Source organism: Microbacterium oxydans (genome assembly GCF_026559675.1).
Lineage (GTDB): Bacteria > Actinomycetota > Actinomycetes > Actinomycetales > Microbacteriaceae > Microbacterium > Microbacterium oxydans_D.
Map to the genome: position 1 here is coordinate 3557782 of NZ_CP092891.1, position 16166 is coordinate 3573947.

At 69.7% G+C, this 16166-nt stretch carries 18 protein-coding genes; 4 read left to right on the forward strand and 14 right to left on the reverse strand.

Going from position 1 to position 16166, the window contains the following annotated elements; translation table 11 throughout:
* Positions 1–2: 2 nt before the first annotated feature.
* Positions 3–1019, reverse strand: a complete 1017-nt coding sequence (gene corA / locus MME74_RS17195) for a magnesium/cobalt transporter CorA (RefSeq protein WP_267416334.1) — start codon at positions 1017–1019, stop codon at positions 3–5.
* A 46-nt stretch (positions 1020–1065) separates the two neighbouring features.
* Positions 1066–2346, reverse strand: a complete 1281-nt coding sequence (locus MME74_RS17200) for a serine hydrolase domain-containing protein (RefSeq protein WP_267416335.1) — start codon at positions 2344–2346, stop codon at positions 1066–1068.
* A 96-nt stretch (positions 2347–2442) separates the two neighbouring features.
* Here MME74_RS17200 and MME74_RS17205 point away from each other — a divergent pair, with 96 nt between their 5' ends.
* Together MME74_RS17205 and MME74_RS17210 are read left to right on the forward strand one after the other, a co-directional pair.
* Positions 2443–2757 carry a DUF2470 domain-containing protein gene (locus MME74_RS17205; protein ID WP_267416336.1) on the forward strand — a complete coding sequence of 105 codons (315 nt, stop codon included), beginning with the start codon at positions 2443–2445 and terminating at the stop codon, positions 2755–2757.
* Between the two features lie 81 nt (positions 2758–2838).
* Positions 2839–3486: a heme oxygenase (biliverdin-producing) gene (locus MME74_RS17210; RefSeq protein WP_267416337.1), complete on the forward strand. Its 648-nt coding sequence runs from the start codon at positions 2839–2841 to the stop codon at positions 3484–3486.
* 15 nt (positions 3487–3501) lie between these two features.
* Here MME74_RS17210 and MME74_RS17215 read toward each other — a convergent pair whose 3' ends face one another.
* Positions 3502–4911: an ATP-dependent DNA helicase gene (locus MME74_RS17215; protein ID WP_267416338.1), complete on the reverse strand. Its 1410-nt coding sequence runs from the start codon at positions 4909–4911 to the stop codon at positions 3502–3504.
* 117 nt (positions 4912–5028) lie between these two features.
* Between MME74_RS17215 and MME74_RS17220 the strand changes: the two genes are divergently transcribed.
* A complete protein-coding gene (locus MME74_RS17220; protein WP_267416339.1) occupies positions 5029–6099 on the forward strand; it encodes a hypothetical protein in 1071 nt (356 codons plus the stop codon).
* 18 nt (positions 6100–6117) lie between these two features.
* Here the strand turns inward: MME74_RS17220 and MME74_RS17225 are convergent, their stop codons facing one another.
* From MME74_RS17225 to MME74_RS17235, 3 genes are all read right to left on the reverse strand, one after another.
* Positions 6118–8130 carry a cytochrome c oxidase assembly protein gene (locus tag MME74_RS17225; protein ID WP_267416340.1) on the reverse strand — a complete coding sequence of 671 codons (2013 nt, stop codon included), beginning with the start codon at positions 8128–8130 and terminating at the stop codon, positions 6118–6120.
* A gap of 87 nt (positions 8131–8217) precedes the next feature.
* Positions 8218–8505 carry an HU family DNA-binding protein gene (locus MME74_RS17230; protein ID WP_017203554.1) on the reverse strand — a complete coding sequence of 96 codons (288 nt, stop codon included), beginning with the start codon at positions 8503–8505 and terminating at the stop codon, positions 8218–8220.
* A gap of 182 nt (positions 8506–8687) precedes the next feature.
* The gene (locus MME74_RS17235) at positions 8688–9269 is read right to left on the reverse strand and encodes a TetR/AcrR family transcriptional regulator (protein ID WP_267416341.1); all 582 of its coding nucleotides are present in this window, start codon (positions 9267–9269) and stop codon (positions 8688–8690) included.
* A 152-nt stretch (positions 9270–9421) separates the two neighbouring features.
* Here MME74_RS17235 and MME74_RS17240 point away from each other — a divergent pair, with 152 nt between their 5' ends.
* Positions 9422–10249, forward strand: coding sequence for an alpha/beta hydrolase (locus MME74_RS17240; RefSeq protein WP_267416342.1), 828 nt, complete (start codon positions 9422–9424; stop codon positions 10247–10249).
* Between the two features lie 84 nt (positions 10250–10333).
* Here MME74_RS17240 and rpsN read toward each other — a convergent pair whose 3' ends face one another.
* The 8 genes from rpsN to MME74_RS17280 form a co-directional block, all read right to left on the reverse strand.
* The gene (gene rpsN / locus MME74_RS17245; RefSeq protein ID WP_017203557.1) at positions 10334–10639 is read right to left on the reverse strand and encodes a 30S ribosomal protein S14; all 306 of its coding nucleotides are present in this window, start codon (positions 10637–10639) and stop codon (positions 10334–10336) included.
* Between the two features lie 3 nt (positions 10640–10642).
* On the reverse strand, positions 10643–10813 hold the full coding sequence (gene rpmG, locus MME74_RS17250; RefSeq protein WP_017203558.1) for a 50S ribosomal protein L33: 171 nt from the start codon (positions 10811–10813) through the stop codon (positions 10643–10645).
* Positions 10813–11049 carry a 50S ribosomal protein L28 gene (rpmB, locus tag MME74_RS17255; RefSeq protein WP_017203559.1) on the reverse strand — a complete coding sequence of 79 codons (237 nt, stop codon included), beginning with the start codon at positions 11047–11049 and terminating at the stop codon, positions 10813–10815. The genes rpmG and rpmB overlap by 1 nt, the downstream gene beginning before the upstream one ends.
* Positions 11050–11184: 135 nt before the next feature.
* Positions 11185–11913: a DNA-3-methyladenine glycosylase gene (locus tag MME74_RS17260; RefSeq protein WP_267416343.1), complete on the reverse strand. Its 729-nt coding sequence runs from the start codon at positions 11911–11913 to the stop codon at positions 11185–11187.
* Position 11914: 1 nt separating this feature from the next.
* On the reverse strand, positions 11915–13891 hold the full coding sequence (locus tag MME74_RS17265; protein WP_267416345.1) for a hypothetical protein: 1977 nt from the start codon (positions 13889–13891) through the stop codon (positions 11915–11917).
* Positions 13881–14696 (reverse strand): TIGR03943 family putative permease subunit, encoded by an 816-nt coding sequence (locus MME74_RS17270; protein ID WP_267416346.1) that lies wholly within the window; start codon positions 14694–14696, stop codon positions 13881–13883. The genes MME74_RS17265 and MME74_RS17270 overlap by 11 nt, the downstream gene beginning before the upstream one ends.
* Entirely contained in the window at positions 14689–15729 is a 1041-nt protein-coding gene (locus tag MME74_RS17275; protein ID WP_267416347.1) for a permease, read from the reverse strand. Before MME74_RS17275 ends, MME74_RS17270 begins: the two co-directional genes overlap by 8 nt.
* Positions 15726–16142 carry a Fur family transcriptional regulator gene (locus MME74_RS17280; protein WP_141873431.1) on the reverse strand — a complete coding sequence of 139 codons (417 nt, stop codon included), beginning with the start codon at positions 16140–16142 and terminating at the stop codon, positions 15726–15728. Before MME74_RS17280 ends, MME74_RS17275 begins: the two co-directional genes overlap by 4 nt.
* Between the last annotated feature and the right edge of the window lie 24 nt (positions 16143–16166).

A 16166-nucleotide genomic window follows, 5' to 3' on the forward strand; every position in this document is an offset into this window, starting at 1 on the left:
GGCTACAGCCAGCCCTTGCGCTTGAACGCCGCGTACAGGGCGAAGCCCAGCGCGACCATCATGCCGACCGCCATGGGATAGCCGAGCAGCCAGTGCAGCTCGGGCATGTGGTCGAAGTTCATGCCGTAGATCGTTCCGACGAGCGTGGGGGCGAACAGGATGGCCGCCCACCCGGAGATCTTCTTGACCTCGTCGTTCTGGCGGATGCTGAGCTCCGTCATCCGCCGCATCTCCTCGTTCTGGCGACGGGCCACGATCGTCGACTCGACCGTGAGGGCGTTGTCGAGCACCGTGCGGAAGGTCGTGGCGCGGTCGCTGACCCGCAGCGTGTGATCGAGCACGTCGCGCAGGTACCGCTGCAGCTCCTCGCTCACCCGGTACTTGTCCGATCCGCGCAGCAGTGCCTCCAGCATCCCGGACAGGGGCTGCGTCGCCCGCTGGAAGTCGATGACCTCCCTGCCCAGGTCGTAGATGCGCTGCGTGGCGTCGGTGTCCTCCTCGAACAGCTGGCTCTCGATCTCGTCGATGTCGTTCTCGAGGCCGGCGAGGACCGGCGCGTACTCGTCGACGACCTCGTCGAGGATGGCGTAGAGCACCGCTTCGGGGCCGTGCGCGAGTAGGCCGGGGTCACCCTCCAGGCGGCGTCGCACGCGTCCGAGGTCTGGCGACTCGGCGTGCCGGATCGTCACCACGAAGTCGGGGCCGACGAGCACGTGCACCTCGCCGAACTCGACCTCCTCGACATCGTCGAGGTAGCGGGCCGGGCGCAGCACCATGAACAGCACGTCGCCGTAGCGTTCGAGCTTGGAGCGCTGATGGCCGGAGAGGGCGTCCTCGACGACGAGCGCGTGGATGCCGAACTCGTCGGCGACCTCGCGGATCTCCTCCTCGCTGGGCCGGTAGAGGCCGATCCAGCTCATCCCGCCGCGTTCCCGCATGCGCTCGAAGGTCTCGCTCAGGCTCTGCGGATTCTCGGTGCGGACGCCGTCCACGTAGATCGCGTTGTCGATGATCGCCATCGTCGCCGCCTTTCCGCCGACCGGCGTCTCTCCGGTCAGCCGCTGATCACCCCGCCGGCGGGACGCAGGCGAGCGCGGAGTCCGTGATCCCCTTGTGGTACTGCTCCGCCGTGAACGGAAGGCCGAACTCCGGAGCGGTCTGGCCGGACGCGGCGGGCGCCTTCGATGCGATCGCCGCGAGCTCCCAGGAGAGCTGCTGGGCGAACCGCGACCCCATGGTGGAGTCGTTCAGCACGACGGCCACCGTGAATCCCGTCGCCGGATCCGAGTACGCCGAGGTGGCATAGCCGGGAACCCAGCCGTGCTGGCCGATCATCGAGCCCACGAGATAGGCGCCGCCGGTCGCCTGATACCAGGAGGGGCTCTTCGCGCTGGCCGGAAGCGGTGTGCCGAAGCGGTCGGGCTTCTCCTTCGTGCGCAGCGCCTGCTGCGCCTCCGCTTGGATGTAGCGGCCGAGGTCGTTGATGGTCGACACGACGCCGGAGTCCGTGTAGCCGGTGGTGGAGGAGATCTTGCTGATGTCGACCGGGGCGGCGCAGGTGAATCCGCCCTCGACGGCCGGCATGTAGTGCCCCTTCATCGGATCGGCACCGGGTGCCGCGGGCGCCGGGTCGGGAAGCGACGTGTCGGCCAGATCGAGCGGGTCCGTGACGTACTTCGCGATGAGCTCGGACGCCGTCAGGCCGGAGGCGCGCTCCAGGGCGAGGCCGAGGATGAGGTACCCCGCGTCGGAGTCGCGGTAGGTGGTGTGCGGCGCGACACCGGGCCGCGAGAGCCCGTAGCCGGCCAGCTCCAGGGGAGCCCAGACGCGCTCCGGCGTGTTCATCCAGGCCGACTTGACGGTTGCCTCGGAGGATCCGGCGCCGCTCGTGCCGTTGCACAGGTCGAGGAGGGTGATGTCCTTCATGGTGTTGCCGACGCCGGAGACGTACTTCGGGACGAGGGCGTCGAGCTTGACCGTGCCCTCGTCGGCGAGCGCGTAGAGCACGTCGCACGTCATCAGCCGGGTCACGTCGGCGATGCGGAACGACATGTCGGTGGTCAGCTCGCCCCCGCCGTCGCGATCCTGCGTGCCGACCGCGGTCACCCAGCTCCCGCTCCACGGCGCCCAGACCCCGACGATCGCTCCGGACGCACCGGACGCGGCGAGCGCGTTGTCGACCGCGGACTGCATGGTCGCGACCATGTCGTCGGGCAGCGCACCGTCGACCTGGGCCGGTGGAGTGTAGGTGAAGGAGTCTTCGGAGGAGCATCCGGTGAGGACGAGAGCGAGCACGGCCGCACTGGCCGCAGCGGCGCGCCAGCGGCGCGACGAGAGAAGCTGCATGAAGGTACCCCCGAGGATGTGTCTCCCGAGTCTAGAACGCGGATCCTGAAAGTCGGCACCGTGCCGGGCTCCGCGCGGCCCGCGTAGGGTGTCATCGTGCCCCATATCTTCGACGCCGACGTGATCGCCGCGGTCCTCCGCCACATGAACGGCGACCACACCGATGACAACCTCCTGATCGCCCGCGCCTTCGCCGAGCCCGCCGGTTCCGAGATCTCGGACTCCGTGATGACGGGGTTCGACGGCGACGGCGGCGTGTGGGAGATCACCGTGGCGGGGCAGTCCTCCGAGCTGCACGTGCCGTGGCCCGGCGGTCCGATCTCGGATCGTCCCGCTGTCCGTCGCGAGGTCGTCGCCCTGTACGACGCGGCGTGCGCACGACTCGGCGTCGAGCCCCGCCCGCACGCCTGAACGAGCCCGGATGACCGCGGAGAGCGGCGGGCCGGATCTTTCGACTTTCGCATGAGGTAAGGCGAGCCTTACACTGAAGTCATGCCCGAGATCCTCTCCTTCTCCGCCGCCCTGCGCGAGCGCTCGTCCGGATCGCACTCCCGCAGCGAGACCGCCGGCTTCATGTCCGACCTCCTGAAGGGCGAGGGCTCCCGCGAGGACTACATCTCGCTCGTCGCCCAGCACTACTTCATCTACGAGGCGCTCGAGAGCGCCGGCGAGCGCATGCGCCAGGACCCCGTGGCCGCGGTGTTCATCAGCGACAAGCTCACGCGTCTGCCTGCCCTCGAGGCCGACCTCGAGTTCCTGCTCGGTGCCGACTGGCGCGAGCAGATCGTCGCGCTCCCCACCACGCAGCGCTACGTCGACCGCATCCGTCAGGTCGGGGCCACGTGGGCCGGCGGCTTCGTCGCGCACCACTACACCCGCTACCTCGGCGACCTGTCCGGCGGCATCTTCATCGGCCGCGTGATGGCCCGTCGCTTCGGCTTCGAGACCAACGGCATCGGCTTCTACCTGTTCGACGACATCGCCGACCCGGCCGCGTTCAAGGACGTGTACCGCGAGCAGCTCGACGCCGCTCCGTGGGACGAGGCCGAGCGCGAGCGCGTGATCGACGAGGTGCTGCTGGCCTACCGGTTCAACACCGAGCTGTTCGAAGACCTCGACCGGGCGCGCGCCGCCGCCTGAGCGAGGGCGCGCAGCTCAGCTCTTCGGCAGCTCCGGGGTCGACGCGGCGAGCCAGGCCTCGCGCATGAAGCGGCGCACGTCCTCATCCACCCGGATGTCGCGGGGACGCAGCGCCCGCGACAGGTACAGCCCCTCGAGCGAGGTCAGCCGGCTCAGCGCCACATAGGTCTGACCCGGCGCGAACGCTCCGGAGCCGAGGTCGATGATCGCGCGCTCGTAGGTCTTGCCCTGCGACTTGTGAATCGTGACGGCCCAGGCCAGGCGCAGGGGGAACTGCGTAAACTCGGCGACCACGTCGCGGGATAGCTTCTTCGTGCTCTGGTCGTAGGCGTAGCGGAACCGTTCCCACACCGCCGGCTCGACGTCGACCTCCTCGCCGTCGATGTCGACGCGCACGGCACCGCCGAGGATGCGGGTCACGGTGCCGATGGTGCCGTTCACCCAGCGCGGCGGCTCACCGGACATGGCGGTGTCGTTGCGCAGGAACATCACCTGCGCCCCGACCTTCAGCTTCAGCTCGGGCTCCGCGGGCAGAGACGCCTCCCCGCGTCCGAAGTCGCCGCTCACTTCGGCGCGGGCGGTCTGCTCCTTGCCCGGCAGCGCGTTCAGGTGCTGGCTGTTGATCTTGTTCACGATGTCGTTGCGGGTGGCGAGGGTGATCATCGGCACCTCGCCCGGCTCCGGCTCCGGCGGGGTGCGCGCACCCTGGGTGTTCAGGACACCGGCGATCTCGGCCGTCACCCGCCCGTAGCGCACGGCGTTGAGCATCGATTTGAAGCCGTCGTCGGACTGCCGATGGATCTGCACCAGCTCGCGCACGTGCAGCTCGGCACGGGTGTCGACCTCGAACAGCCCCGCCTGGTCGGACGAGCCGACGCCGTGGGCGCCCGTGCCCGTCAGCGTGCCCGCCCAGACCTTCGCATCGAAGAACCAGAACGACCGGTAGTGGTCCTGCACGTAGCGCGCCTCATCGCCCCGCGGCGGCACCGGGGCGAGCTGGTACGGGTCGCCGAACATCACGACCTGCACGCCTCCGAACGGCTCACCGCGGCGGCCGCGCGCCTGGCGCAGCGAGCGGTCGATCGCATCCATCAGATCGGCGTTGACCATCGAGATCTCGTCGATGACGAGCGTCTCGATGGCGTTGAGGATGCGGCGGGTGGCATCGTTCTGATCGATGTCGGCATCGCCGATCAGGCCGATCGGCAGCCGGAACAGCGAGTGGATCGTCTGGCCCTCGACGTTGAGCGCCGCGACGCCGGTCGGCGCGCAGATCGCGATCTGCTTCTTCGTGTTCCAGGCGAAATGCTGCAGCAGCGTCGACTTGCCGGTGCCCGCTCGTCCGGTGATGAAGACGTGCTCGCCGGTGTCCTCGATCAGCCGGAACAGCTCTTGCTGCTCCTCGGAGAGGGCGGGAAGGGACACGGTGCTCACAGGGGCGGGAGGACGGACACGGGGCGCCCACCCATGCTACGTCGCCGCATCCCGTCCGGGCCGCCGACGCTCGGCGTCCCCTCAGGACCCGCCTTCTAGACTGACGCCATGGAGCGGGTCAGGAAGAGTACCTCCGGGCGTGCGCGCCTGGCCCTCGACCTGTCGATGCTCGCCGTCGTGGGGCTGGTGCTCATCGCGGCCCTCGGTGCCGGTGGTGCCACGCTCTACCAGCAGTTCTACGGCCCCTCCGCGTTCGTGGTGCGCTACCTGGATCTGCTCTCCTCCGGCCGCGCCGCAGACGCCCTCCGGGTGCCCGGCGTCGCGGTCGACCGCGAGACGCTCGAGAAGGCGGGGATCGACCCCGCGGCCTCCGAGGCGATGCTGCGCCACGCCGCGCTCGCCCCGCTGACCGATGTGGAGGTGGAGTCCGAGAAGCCCGTGGAGGGTGGCACGGCCGTCACCGTCAGCTACGAGGCGAGCGGTCACCCCGGGACCAGCACGTTCGTGATCGAGCAGGACGGCTGGGCGGGTGTGACGCCGAACTGGCGGTTCACGAAGAGCCCGCTGGCGGTCGTGGAGCTCACCGTTCGTGGTGCGGACCAGTTCGCGGTCAACAACTTCGAGGTCGATCGTCGGCAGGTCTCCGCCGACGGCCCGGCGGCCGAATCGCTCGATCCGCTGCCGCTGCTCGTGTTCACGCCCGGACTGTACTCGGTCTCGGTGGACACCCCGATCGCGACCGCGGCCGGCCACGGCGTCCTCGCCGACACGCCGCTCGCGATCACGCCGCTGGACGTGCAGACCACGCCGACCGACGAGTTCGTCGACGTCGTGCAGCAGCAGGTCGAGGAGTTCCTGACCACGTGCACGACGCAGGAGGTGCTCCAGCCGACCGCCTGCCCGTTCGGACTGCGCGTCACGAACCGGATCTCGTCGACGCCGAAGTGGTCCATCGCCACCCAGCCCCAGGTCACGGTCACGCCCGACGGCGGTCAGTGGCAGATCCCGCCGACGAACGCGGTCGCCCACGTCGACGTCGAGATCGTCTCGCTGTTCGACGGCTCCGTCACGGAGTTGTCGGAGGACGTGCCGTTCCAGGTCAACGGCACGATCGTGATCCTGCCCGACGGCAAGGCCTCCATCAGGATCGGCTCCCCCGGCGAGGTCCCGGTCGACTGAGCGTCCGGCCGCGAGCGGTCAGCGGGCTTCGCGTTCCTCGCGGCGCTGATCGCGCTCGGCGAGGGCGGCGAGCTTGGCGTTGTACTCCTCGAGCTCGGCATCCCCGGTGCGATCCGCGTGGCGATCACGTCGACGCTGCAGCTTCGTATCGCTGCGGCTCCACTGGATCGCGACCGTGATCGCCAGGATCAGGGTCGGGATCTCACCGATCGACCAGGCGATGCCGCCGCCCACGTACTGGTCGTCCATCGGGCTCGCACCCCAGTCGCGGCCCATCGACCCGAACCAGTCGGCGACCATCAGGCCCTCCTGCATCATGATGGCGATACCGAAGAAGGCGTGCATCGCCATGACGGCGATCAGGGTGATCAGGCGGCCGGGGTACGGCAGACGGTACGGCACCGGGTCGGCGCCGATCAGGCTCATCACGAACAGGTAGCCCGAGATGAGGAAGTGGATGACCATCCACTCGTGCCCGAGGTGCTCGAACATCGACCAGCGCACGAGGTCGGTGAAGTAGAAGGCCCACAGCGACAGGATGAAGATCGCGGCCGCGACGAACGGATGCGTCACCACGCGGGCGAACGGCGAGTGCACGGCCCACATGATCCACTCCCGGCCGCCCCGGGTGCCGTCGTCGCGCTTGTGGATGGCACGCAGCGCGAGCGTGATCGGCGCTCCGGAGACCAGCAGCAGAGGGATAGCCATGGACAGCATCATGTGGCCCATCATGTGGATGCTGAACAGGTACTCCTGGTAGGCGTTGATCGGCCCGCCGGTGACCCAGACGAGCATCAGCATCCCGAGCACCCAGAACACGGTGCGGTGGATCGGCCAGCGGTCTCCGCGCTGCCACAGTCGGCGCACCCCGGCGAGGTAGAGGAACAGTCCGAATCCGGCCGCGATGAGCCAGAGCACGTCGATGTCCCACGCCGTGAACCAGCGCTCGAACGTCAGCTCGGGCGGCAGGGTCGCGCCGGTGAGGATCTGCGCAGGGGTCTGCGCGAAAGCCGCGACCTCTCCGGTGGGCGGAGGCGTGCGCGCGAGCGCGGCGGCCGCCCCCGAGGCGAGACCCATCAGCGCGACCTCGCACAGCACCAGCAGCCAGAACCAGCCCGCGGCGCGAGGACCCTCGAGCTTCGGGATGAGGCGGGCGCGGTACCAGGCGCCGAGCAGGCCCATCCCGCCCAGGAGCACGACCTTCGCGAGCACGATCCAGCCGTACGGCGTCGTCCACAGCGCGTCCCAGCTCCCGACGGCCACGATCGACCGCGTGACGCCGGACACGGCGACCACGGCGAACGCCGCGATGGCGAGCGACGAGTACCGCGCGACGAAGCGGCCGGTGTCGATGTCGCCCCGTCCGCGCAGCAGCACGAGGAGCAGGAGCCCGCCCAGCCACACCGCGGCGCCGATCGTGTGCAGCAGGATCGAGTTGACGGCCATGTTGTGCCCGGCGAGGTCGCCGGCGTGGCCCTGGGTCGCGAGCGGGAGGAAGGATGCCGCCGCCAGCAGCGCGGTGATGAGCGTCGGCGTCCACGAGCGCCAGGCGAATGCGAGCACCGTGATGATCGCGCCGAAGATCGTCGTGATGAGCCACGACTGGCCCAGCGGCAGCTCCAGCAGGAAGCGGCCGAGCTGCGTGCCGAACTCGCGTTCGATGCTGAGCTTCGGGTTGAAGGCGGCCATGAAGGCGAGGAACCCGGCGAGGCCCGCGGAGATCGTGAAGACGGCCGCCCCGACCGAGGCGATGTTCAGCGCCGCATCGAAGGAGCGCTCGCCCGCACGCAGGCCGAACAGCGCGAGGACCAGGGAGCCGAGCATGACCGCGCCGGAGATGTTCATCACGAGCTTGGCGACCGGAGTGCCCCACAGCACGAGGGGTCCCGGGTCCTGCAGGAGCGGGGGCTTGGCACCGCCGCCGACGAGGAGGGCCAGGACGACGGCCACCAGCGCGGCGATGAGGAGGATGACGATCCCGGCGACGCGATACGCCGAAGTCCGACTCGTCGACTCGCTGCGGGAACTCACCCCTCCAGCCTAGGCGCGCCCGGCGGTGAGAAAGCACGAAGGCCGCCCCCGTCGAACGGGAGCGGCCTTCGAACAGGTGCGGTCAGATTACTTGACGGCAGCCTTGAGCTTGGAGCCAGCGGTCACCTTGACGCGCTTGCCGGCCGGGATCTTGATCTCGGCGCCGGTCTGCGGGTTGCGGCCCGTGCGAGCAGCGGTGTCGACCTGCTCGAAGGAGATCCAGCCCGGGATGGAGACCTTGCTGCCCTTGGCAACAGCGTCGGAGACCGTGGCGAACAGCGAGTCGAGGACACCGGAGACGGTGGCCTGGCTCTGGCCCGTGGCGCTTGCGATGCTCGCGACGAGCTCGGTCTTGGTGATGGACTTGTCAGCCATGTCATCCTCCAGCGACGAGATCCCGTCGCATCGTTGTGGGTATCGGAGCGGATGCTCCTGGTCTAGTGACCGCCTCGAATGTATCAACGACCACCCAGATTTCCCCGTCATTTCGCGGGTTTTGGGCAATTACTGGGCGTGTCGCGTCACATTCGTCACTCCAGCCACACATTCCGGACGCGTCAGTGCGGCCGGTGCGCGTCGATCACGGCTCCGGCGGTGCGCTCGAAGGCCGTCGTGACGCGGTCCTCCCCGTCGAGATATCCGCCGACGAGGGCCGCATCCCGCAGGAGGACGAGGGATGCCGCGACCTCCTCCGGGCGGTCCAGTCCGGAGGCCGCGGCGACCTCCCCCAGCGTGGACCGGAACCACTCGCGGTGCTCGTCGATGAGCCGGCGCACGGCACCGTCGGCATCCGGATACTCGGCGGCCGCGTTGATGAAGGGGCAGCCGCGCGTGTGGCGTCCGCGGATGTCGGCGGCGATGCCCTGGACCACGGCGTCGAGCAGGGCATCTGGATCTGCGACGGCCTCTCCCGCCTCGGCGAACAGCGCCCGCAGCATCTCGTCCTCGCGCGCGAGGTAGGCGAGCACGAGGTTCTCCTTGCCGCCGAACTGCTTGTACAGGGTGGCGCGGGTGACGCCGGCCTCCTCGATCACGCGGTCGACGCCGACCGCATGGATGCCCTCCTCATAGAAGAGCCGGGTGGCGGCATCCATCAGGCGGTCTCGGGCGGGGCTGGGGCGCTTCGTCGTGGTGTTCATGATCGTCCTTCCTCATCGTGGCATCCGAACCGCGGCTTCCCGGCGACGACTTCACGATTTTCGGGAATACGTTGCGGTAGATAGAACGTTCGGTCTACTATCAGCGTATCGCACTCCCGAGCAGCGGGAGCCGGAACAGAGAGAAGAAGATCATGAACACCACCGACAAGACCCCCATCGTCCTGATCCACGGCCTGTGGATGACGCCGACCAGCTGGAACACCTGGGCCGAGCGCTTCCGCGCGAAGGGGCACGAGGTGATCGTCCCCGGTTGGCCCGGCATCGACGACCGCTCGGTCGAGGACATCCGCCGCGACCCGTCCGCCCTGAAGGGCATCGGCCTGAAGCAGATCGTCGACCACTACGAGCGCATCATCCGCGCCCTGCCCGTGAAGCCGATCGTCATGGGCCACTCCTTCGGCGGCGTCATCACGCAGATGCTGGCCGACCGCGGCGTGGGCGCCGCCTACGTGGGCGTCGCCCCCGGGCAGACCGCCGGCATCACCACGCTCCCCCTGTCGACCCTGTGGACCGGCACCCCGATCCTCTCCAACCCCTTCGGGCGCAACGGCGCGAAGCCGCTGTCGAAGCGCCACTTCCACTTCACGTTCGGCAACGACCTTCCGCGCAGCGAGTCGGATCGCCTCTGGGAGGAGTCCGCGGTGAACTCCTACAACCGGGTGTTCTTCGAGGGCGTCGCCGCGGCCTTCAACGAGAAGGGCGGGGTCACGCACGTCGACTACGGCCGCACCGACCGCGCTCCCCTCTTCGTGATCACGGGAGAGATCGACCATGTGGTGCCGCCTGCCATCGGGCGCGCCATCGTCAAGAAGTACCGCTCCACCGGCAGCCCCGCTGTCGTGGACTACAAGGAGTACCCCGGCCGCACCCACCGCCTGGTCAGTCAGGACGGCTGGGAGGAGATCGCCGACGAGGCCCTCGCGTGGGCCGTCGCGCACGCCACGGCATCCGTCGCGTGAGGGCGGGTACGCGAAAGGGGCGAGGATCCGAAGATCCTCGCCCCTTCCGGCCCCTTCGACAAGCTCAGGGACCGGGGTTTCGACTTACCAGCTCGACTTGGTCACGCCGGGCAGCTCGCCACGGTGCGCCATGTCACGGAAGCGGACACGCGAGATGCCGAACTTCGTGAGGACACCACGGGGGCGGCCGTCGATGACGTCGCGCGAACGCACGCGAGCCGGCGACGCGTTGCGCGGCAGCTTCTGCAGGCCGACGCGTGCGGCCTCGCGGGCCTCGTCGGTGGCGTTCGGGTCGATCAGGGTCTTCTTCAGCTCGGCGCGACGCTCGGCGTAACGCTCGACGATGACCTTGCGCTGCTCGTTGCGAGCGATCTTGCTCTTCTTAGCCATTGATCAACGCTCCTCTCGGAATTCGACGTGCTGACGGATGACCGGGTCGTACTTCTTCAGCACGAGGCGGTCGGGGGTGTTGCGGCGGTTCTTCTTCGTCACGTACGTGTAACCCGTACCTGCCGTCGAACGCAGCTTGATGATCGGACGTACGTCCTGAGCCTTCTTGGCCATTAGAGCTTCACACCCTTCGCCTGGAGGTCCTTGACGACGTTCTCGATGCCGCGGACGTCGATCACCTTGATGCCCTTGGCGGACACGTTGAGCGTGATCTTACGACCGAGCGACGGAACGAAATAAGTCTTCTTCTGCACGTTCGGGTCGAAGCGACGCTTCGTCCGGCGGTGCGAGTGCGAGACGTTGTGACCGAAGCCGGGAACAGCTCCGGTCACCTGGCACACTGCTGCCATGATGGTGACTCCTTCTATACCGTGAGGCCGGACGGCCTCACCCAAGATCCCTTGTCTGCACGCCACGGGCCCTTCGACAAGCTCAGGGACCCAGCGGCACGCGAACTGCGCACAGGAGTGTGCGCAGACAAAGAGTCAGTTTAGCATGCCCGTCGACCCGGCCTGCGCCGCCGCCTCGGCCGCGCCCCGCCCCCAGCGGAACGGCGACACCGTCGGGTCCGCCGCGATCCAGAAGCGCCAGGGGAAGGCGTCCGTCCCGGCGACACCGGCGACCCCGACGCGAGGACCGCGTGCCACGTCGTCCCGCGCTGCGCCCAGCCACAGCTCGGCCCGCGCTCCGTGCCAGTCCTCGCCCGTCACCGCGTCGATGCCGTCGTGCAGCGGATGCCGCAGCCCCACCGCCTGACCGAGCCTTCCGGGTCCGCGCGCCAGGTCGCGGAGCGCGATGCGGCCGAGCGGCGGGGTGGCGCCCCGGCGGCGGGCGGCGGCATCCACTCCCGCGATGACCTCGCCGGCCCGCAGCAGCACGCCGTCGCCCTGGCCCTCGGGACCGCAGGCCACGTTGACGCAGGAGTGGATGCCGTGGCTCAGGTACACGTACAGGTGCCCCGGCTCGCCCCACATCGTCGCGTTCCGGGCCGTGCGCCCCATGCGGGCGTGCGAGCCCGGATCGACGACGTCGCCCGTGCCCTGCCCGTGGTACGCCTCGACCTCGGTGATGCGCAGCCGCACCTCGACGGGAGCGGCATCGGTCGCCGTCGTGACCACCGTGCGCAGCTCTCCCCCGAGCAGGCGCGGGGCGACGTCGACCGCCGAGCCGATCAGGTCGTCGCGGACCGCGCGCCACAGCGCATCCTGCGCCATGTCAGAATCGCGGAGCCGTCTGGCACCACGACGAATCGAAGCCGGTGAGGGCGACCATCTCCTTGCCGGAGTCCATGTCGATCAGGTGCGTCTCCACGTTCCCCGGCAGCGGCAGCAGCATGCCGTCGTAGGGGTTGTTCGCCAGGTCCGGCGCGACCACGATCGCGGCGTACTGGCCGCTCGGCGACGCGCACGCCTGCAGGATCGAGTCGGCCGAGCTGACCTCGACGAGCGGGGTCGCCTTGCCGTCGTCGTCCACGCGCACGACCGCCTGTCCGACCGGCAGCCCCGCCTCGTCGCGCGCGACCACGTGGCGGAGGGTGCCGCCCGGGAACGGTGTGATCGAGGTGGCCGTGCCGTAGTCCGGGTCGGAGGCCGCGAGCGGCTGCTCGGATCCGTCGGCGAGGTTGAGCTCGACCACGGCTCCGTCGAGGCGCTCGACGATCGCGGTGTACGTGCCGCGGGAGATCCCCTGGATCGTGGCCGCGAGCCCGAGGGACTGCACGCCGGCGTCGCTCGAGCGGTCGACGAGGGAGAGTGCTCCGTCGAAGTCGATGAACAGCACGGCCGCGCTGTCGGGCACGAACTGCCAGACGAAGACGCTCGCCTCGGCACCGGCGACCTCGATGATCTGCGGCTTGTCGTCGCCGCTCAGCGACTGCGTGACCAGCACGCTCGCCCGTCCCTCGGTGTCGCTGAGCTCCTTGTCGGAGTAGCTGTAGCCGACGAGTCCGCCGCGCTCGGAGACCTGGATCGCGCCCACGTAGCCGTCACCGGGCAGGGCGAGCTCGCGCTGGTTCTTCCCGTCGCGGTCCATCACCAGCAGCCGGGAGCCCTCGTCATCTTCCACGGAGACCACGAGCTGCGTCGACGTCGCTCGGAAGTCGTTGATCTTGTCGTGCTCGAAGATCGCCTTCCCCTTGCCGTCGAGATTGGTGAGGAAGATCTTGTCCTTGCCCTCGACGTCTCGCCGCAGCAGGAACATGGTCGACGGCGGCGTCGTGAAGGTCGTCGTCAGCGTGGCCGACGGTCCCCCGCTCGCGCCGGTCACGTCGGCGACGCGGATCCGGTACTCCGTCGAGTCGTCGAGCGGCACCGTGAACCGGACCCCGACCCCGCGACCGGAGGCGTCGACGGTGAACGGCACGGCCGGCTCGACCGTGACCTGCTTCGGATCGATGTCGGCGAGCGACTGGTTCGCGGTGAGGATCACCCGGCTGCCGGACGACTCGATCGCCTGCGACGCGTCCACCTGCACGTTGCTGAGCCGCGGACCCTGCATCAGGCTCACGATGCCGAAGCCCGTGCCGGCCAGCACCAGGACGCCGAGCACCGCGACCAGGGTGAGCACGAAACGGCGGGAGGACGGGGGCCGACCGGGCGCTTCCGCGTCCGCGGCGACGCCGTCGGTGGGCGTGAACGGCGGCTCCCCGCCCTCGTGCGCCGCGGGGTGTGCGGCGGGGTGTGCAGCTGCGGCGAAGGGAGCAGCGTCGGGAGAGGAAGTCTCGGTGTCGACGGGGCCCGCGCCGTGGAGGGGCGTCGCGCCGATGGACACGGGTTCGGTGGCCTCGGGCACCGGGGGCAGTGCCGTCGCTTCGACGTCTTCGCGGGCTGCGGCCTCGAACGCCGCCATCTTCCTGGCGGCGGCCTCCTGCTCCGCGACCTCGCGGTCACCGGCCTCGCGGACGGCAGCCTCACGCGCGGCGGCCTCTCGGGCAGCGGCCTCTCGGGCGGCCTCCTCGTGGGCAGGGTCATCGTGGGCAGGGTCATCGTGGGCAGGGTCGTCGCGAGCAGCCTCGTGGACGGCGTCGATGCCGCCATCCGCCTCGTCGACGGGCTGTGCGGCGTGATCGGCGGGCGCGCTCGCACGCTCGATACGCTCGGCCTCCGCCGCCTCGGCAGCCTCCCGGGCAGCACGCATCTCGGCGCGGGTCCGCGGCACGGCGGGCACCTCGGGGCGCTCGTCGTCAATACTCATACGGGTCTCCCGGCTCGTCGATCGCGACGACGTCGGTCGGCTCGATGCGGAGCTTGCCGTCGGCATCCGCCCGCACGGTTCCGGTGACCTCGACCCATTGTCCGGTCGAGTAGTCACCCGGGTCGATCGTCACCGGCAGCGCGGCCGTCTGCGCATCGATCACGCAGTGCGTGATGACCAGGCGCGTGAGGTTCACCGCGTCGTCATCCGCACTGTCCGGCGTCACGAAGCCGGTGAGCGTGACGGCGGCACCGTCGTAGGCCGCGGTGTTCGTCGCCGCGGCGAAGACGCTCGCCCAGTCGCCGACGCCGAACGTCGAGGTGTCCGCCACGCCGAGGGCGACGGTGTCGGCCCCGACGAACAGGGCGGTCTGCTCCCCCGCGCGGGACATCGCCAGCTCGACCGACAGCGATGCCGGCGGCAGCACGAGGGCGGCGATCACGACGCCCGACGCCACGACGCCGCCGGCGACCGCTCCGACGCCGGCGAGCCTGCGACGACCGGCCACCCGGGCCCTGTCGGGGTCCGCGTCGGGGTCTGCGTCATCGACGGGTTCGGGCGCGTGTCCGTGATCGTGTCCGTGGTCACCCTCTTCGCCCAGCGGGAGCGTGCACGACCAGATCGCACCGGCCAGCGTGACGACGGCGGCCGCGCACGCGAACCACACCGACTCGGGGCTGATGTAGAGATTGAGGCGCCCGGTGAGACCGAGGCCGAGCGTCACGACCGAGATCACGGCGGCGAGCCCGACACCCAACCAGCGGGTGCCGAGTGCGCGCGCACGGGTGGCGGTCTGCTCAGACAAGGACGTTCACCCCGATCCCGATGGCGAACGCCGAGGCCAGCACGATGCCGACGATCCCGACGAGCGTGCGCGTCGTGAAGGTGGTGCGCATGAGCGCGAGCATCTTGATGTCGACCAGCGGACCGACGAGCAGGAAGGCGACGAGCGCGCCGGAGGAGAACGTGGAGGCGAACGACAGCGCGAAGAACGCATCGACGTTCGAGCAGATCGCGACGGTCATCGCGAGCACCATCATCGCGACGATCGACAGCACCGGATTCGATCCGATGGCCAGCAGCCACTCGCGCGGGATCAGCACCTGCACGGCGCCGGCGAGCGCGGAGCCGATCACGAGCGCGGGCATCACGGCGCGGAGCTCGACGAGGAACTGCGTCAGGCTGCGGCGCACCGGGGTGCCGGGCTCGTGCGTCACGCGCTCGCAGGTGTCGACGAAGCGCTGCGTGAGCATGCCGTCGGGGTCGGGGTGGCGACTGTAGATCCAGCCGATGAGGTTCGCGATCAGGTAGCCGCCGACGAGACGCGCGACCAGGATGCCGCCGTCCCACCCGAACGCGGCGTGCGTGGTGAGGATCACGATCGGGTTCACGATGGGCGCCGCGATGAGGAACGTCATCGCCTCCGCCGGCGCGAGGCCGCGCATCATCAGACCGCGGGCGAAGGGCACGTTGCCGCACTCGCACACCGGGATGAGCATGCCGAGCAGCGACAGCACGGCACGTCGGGCCCAGGCGCGCTTCGGCAGCCAGCGGTGGATGACGTCGGCGGGTAGCCACACCTGCACCACGATCGACAGCAGCACGCCGAGGATCACGAACGGCAGGGCCTCGATGAGCACGCTCAGCGCGAGAGTCAGGCCGTCCTGCGCGCGGGTGGGCAGCGAGGCGGGGAACAGTTTCGGCAGGAAGGCGTCGATCAGGAACAGGGCGGCGATGATGACGGCACCGAGGCCGACGCCGATCCACGCCGATCGCGGCGAGGGTGCCGGGCGATGGGTGTGGCCGTGACGGGTCGCCGTTGCTGCGGAGGGACTCACGCGGTCGCAGCCCTCTCGGCGTCGCGCTTGTTCGCGCACGGGGTGCACAGTCCGAAGATGTCGACCACGTGGGCGGCGTCGGTGAAGCCGTGCAGGGCCGCGGTGCGGTGGGCCCACTGCTCGACGTCCTTCGCCTCGATCTCGACGGTCAGACCGCAGGATCGGCAGATGAGGTGGTGGTGGTGCCCCTGTGTGGTGCAGGCGCGGTACAGCGCCTCCCCCTCGGGGCTCTGCAGCGAGTCGGCGTCTCCGGATGCCGCGAGCCCGGCGAGGGCGCGGTACACGGTCGCCAGTCCGATGCCGGTGTTGTCGTCGCGCAGCGAGGCGTGCAGACTCTGCGCGCTCACGAAACCGCGCGCGTCGGCGAGTGCTTCGCGCACGCGTTCGCGCTGCCAGGTGTTCCGCTGAGCCATACGACGAGTCTAGGCCGCAGGGGT

Excerpts from the sequence above, each read along its gene's own strand:
- corA (WP_267416334.1), bottom strand. The coding sequence starts at position 1,019 with ATGGCGATCATCGACAACGCGATCTACGTGGACGGCGTCCGCACCGAG.
- MME74_RS17200 (WP_267416335.1), bottom strand. The coding sequence starts at position 2,346 with ATGCAGCTTCTCTCGTCGCGCCGCTGGCGCGCCGCTGCGGCCAGTGCG.
- MME74_RS17210 (WP_267416337.1), top strand. The coding sequence starts at position 2,839 with ATGCCCGAGATCCTCTCCTTCTCCGCCGCCCTGCGCGAGCGCTCGTCC.
- MME74_RS17220 (WP_267416339.1), top strand. The coding sequence starts at position 5,029 with ATGGAGCGGGTCAGGAAGAGTACCTCCGGGCGTGCGCGCCTGGCCCTC.
- MME74_RS17230 (WP_017203554.1), bottom strand. The coding sequence starts at position 8,505 with ATGGCTGACAAGTCCATCACCAAGACCGAGCTCGTCGCGAGCATCGCA.
- MME74_RS17235 (WP_267416341.1), bottom strand. The coding sequence starts at position 9,269 with ATGAACACCACGACGAAGCGCCCCAGCCCCGCCCGAGACCGCCTGATG.
- MME74_RS17240 (WP_267416342.1), top strand. The coding sequence starts at position 9,422 with ATGAACACCACCGACAAGACCCCCATCGTCCTGATCCACGGCCTGTGG.
- rpsN (WP_017203557.1), bottom strand. The coding sequence starts at position 10,639 with ATGGCTAAGAAGAGCAAGATCGCTCGCAACGAGCAGCGCAAGGTCATC.
- rpmG (WP_017203558.1), bottom strand. The coding sequence starts at position 10,813 with ATGGCCAAGAAGGCTCAGGACGTACGTCCGATCATCAAGCTGCGTTCG.
- rpmB (WP_017203559.1), bottom strand. The coding sequence starts at position 11,049 with ATGGCAGCAGTGTGCCAGGTGACCGGAGCTGTTCCCGGCTTCGGTCAC.
- MME74_RS17260 (WP_267416343.1), bottom strand. The coding sequence starts at position 11,913 with ATGGCGCAGGATGCGCTGTGGCGCGCGGTCCGCGACGACCTGATCGGC.
- MME74_RS17265 (WP_267416345.1), bottom strand. The coding sequence starts at position 13,891 with ATGAGTATTGACGACGAGCGCCCCGAGGTGCCCGCCGTGCCGCGGACC.
- MME74_RS17280 (WP_141873431.1), bottom strand. The coding sequence starts at position 16,142 with ATGGCTCAGCGGAACACCTGGCAGCGCGAACGCGTGCGCGAAGCACTC.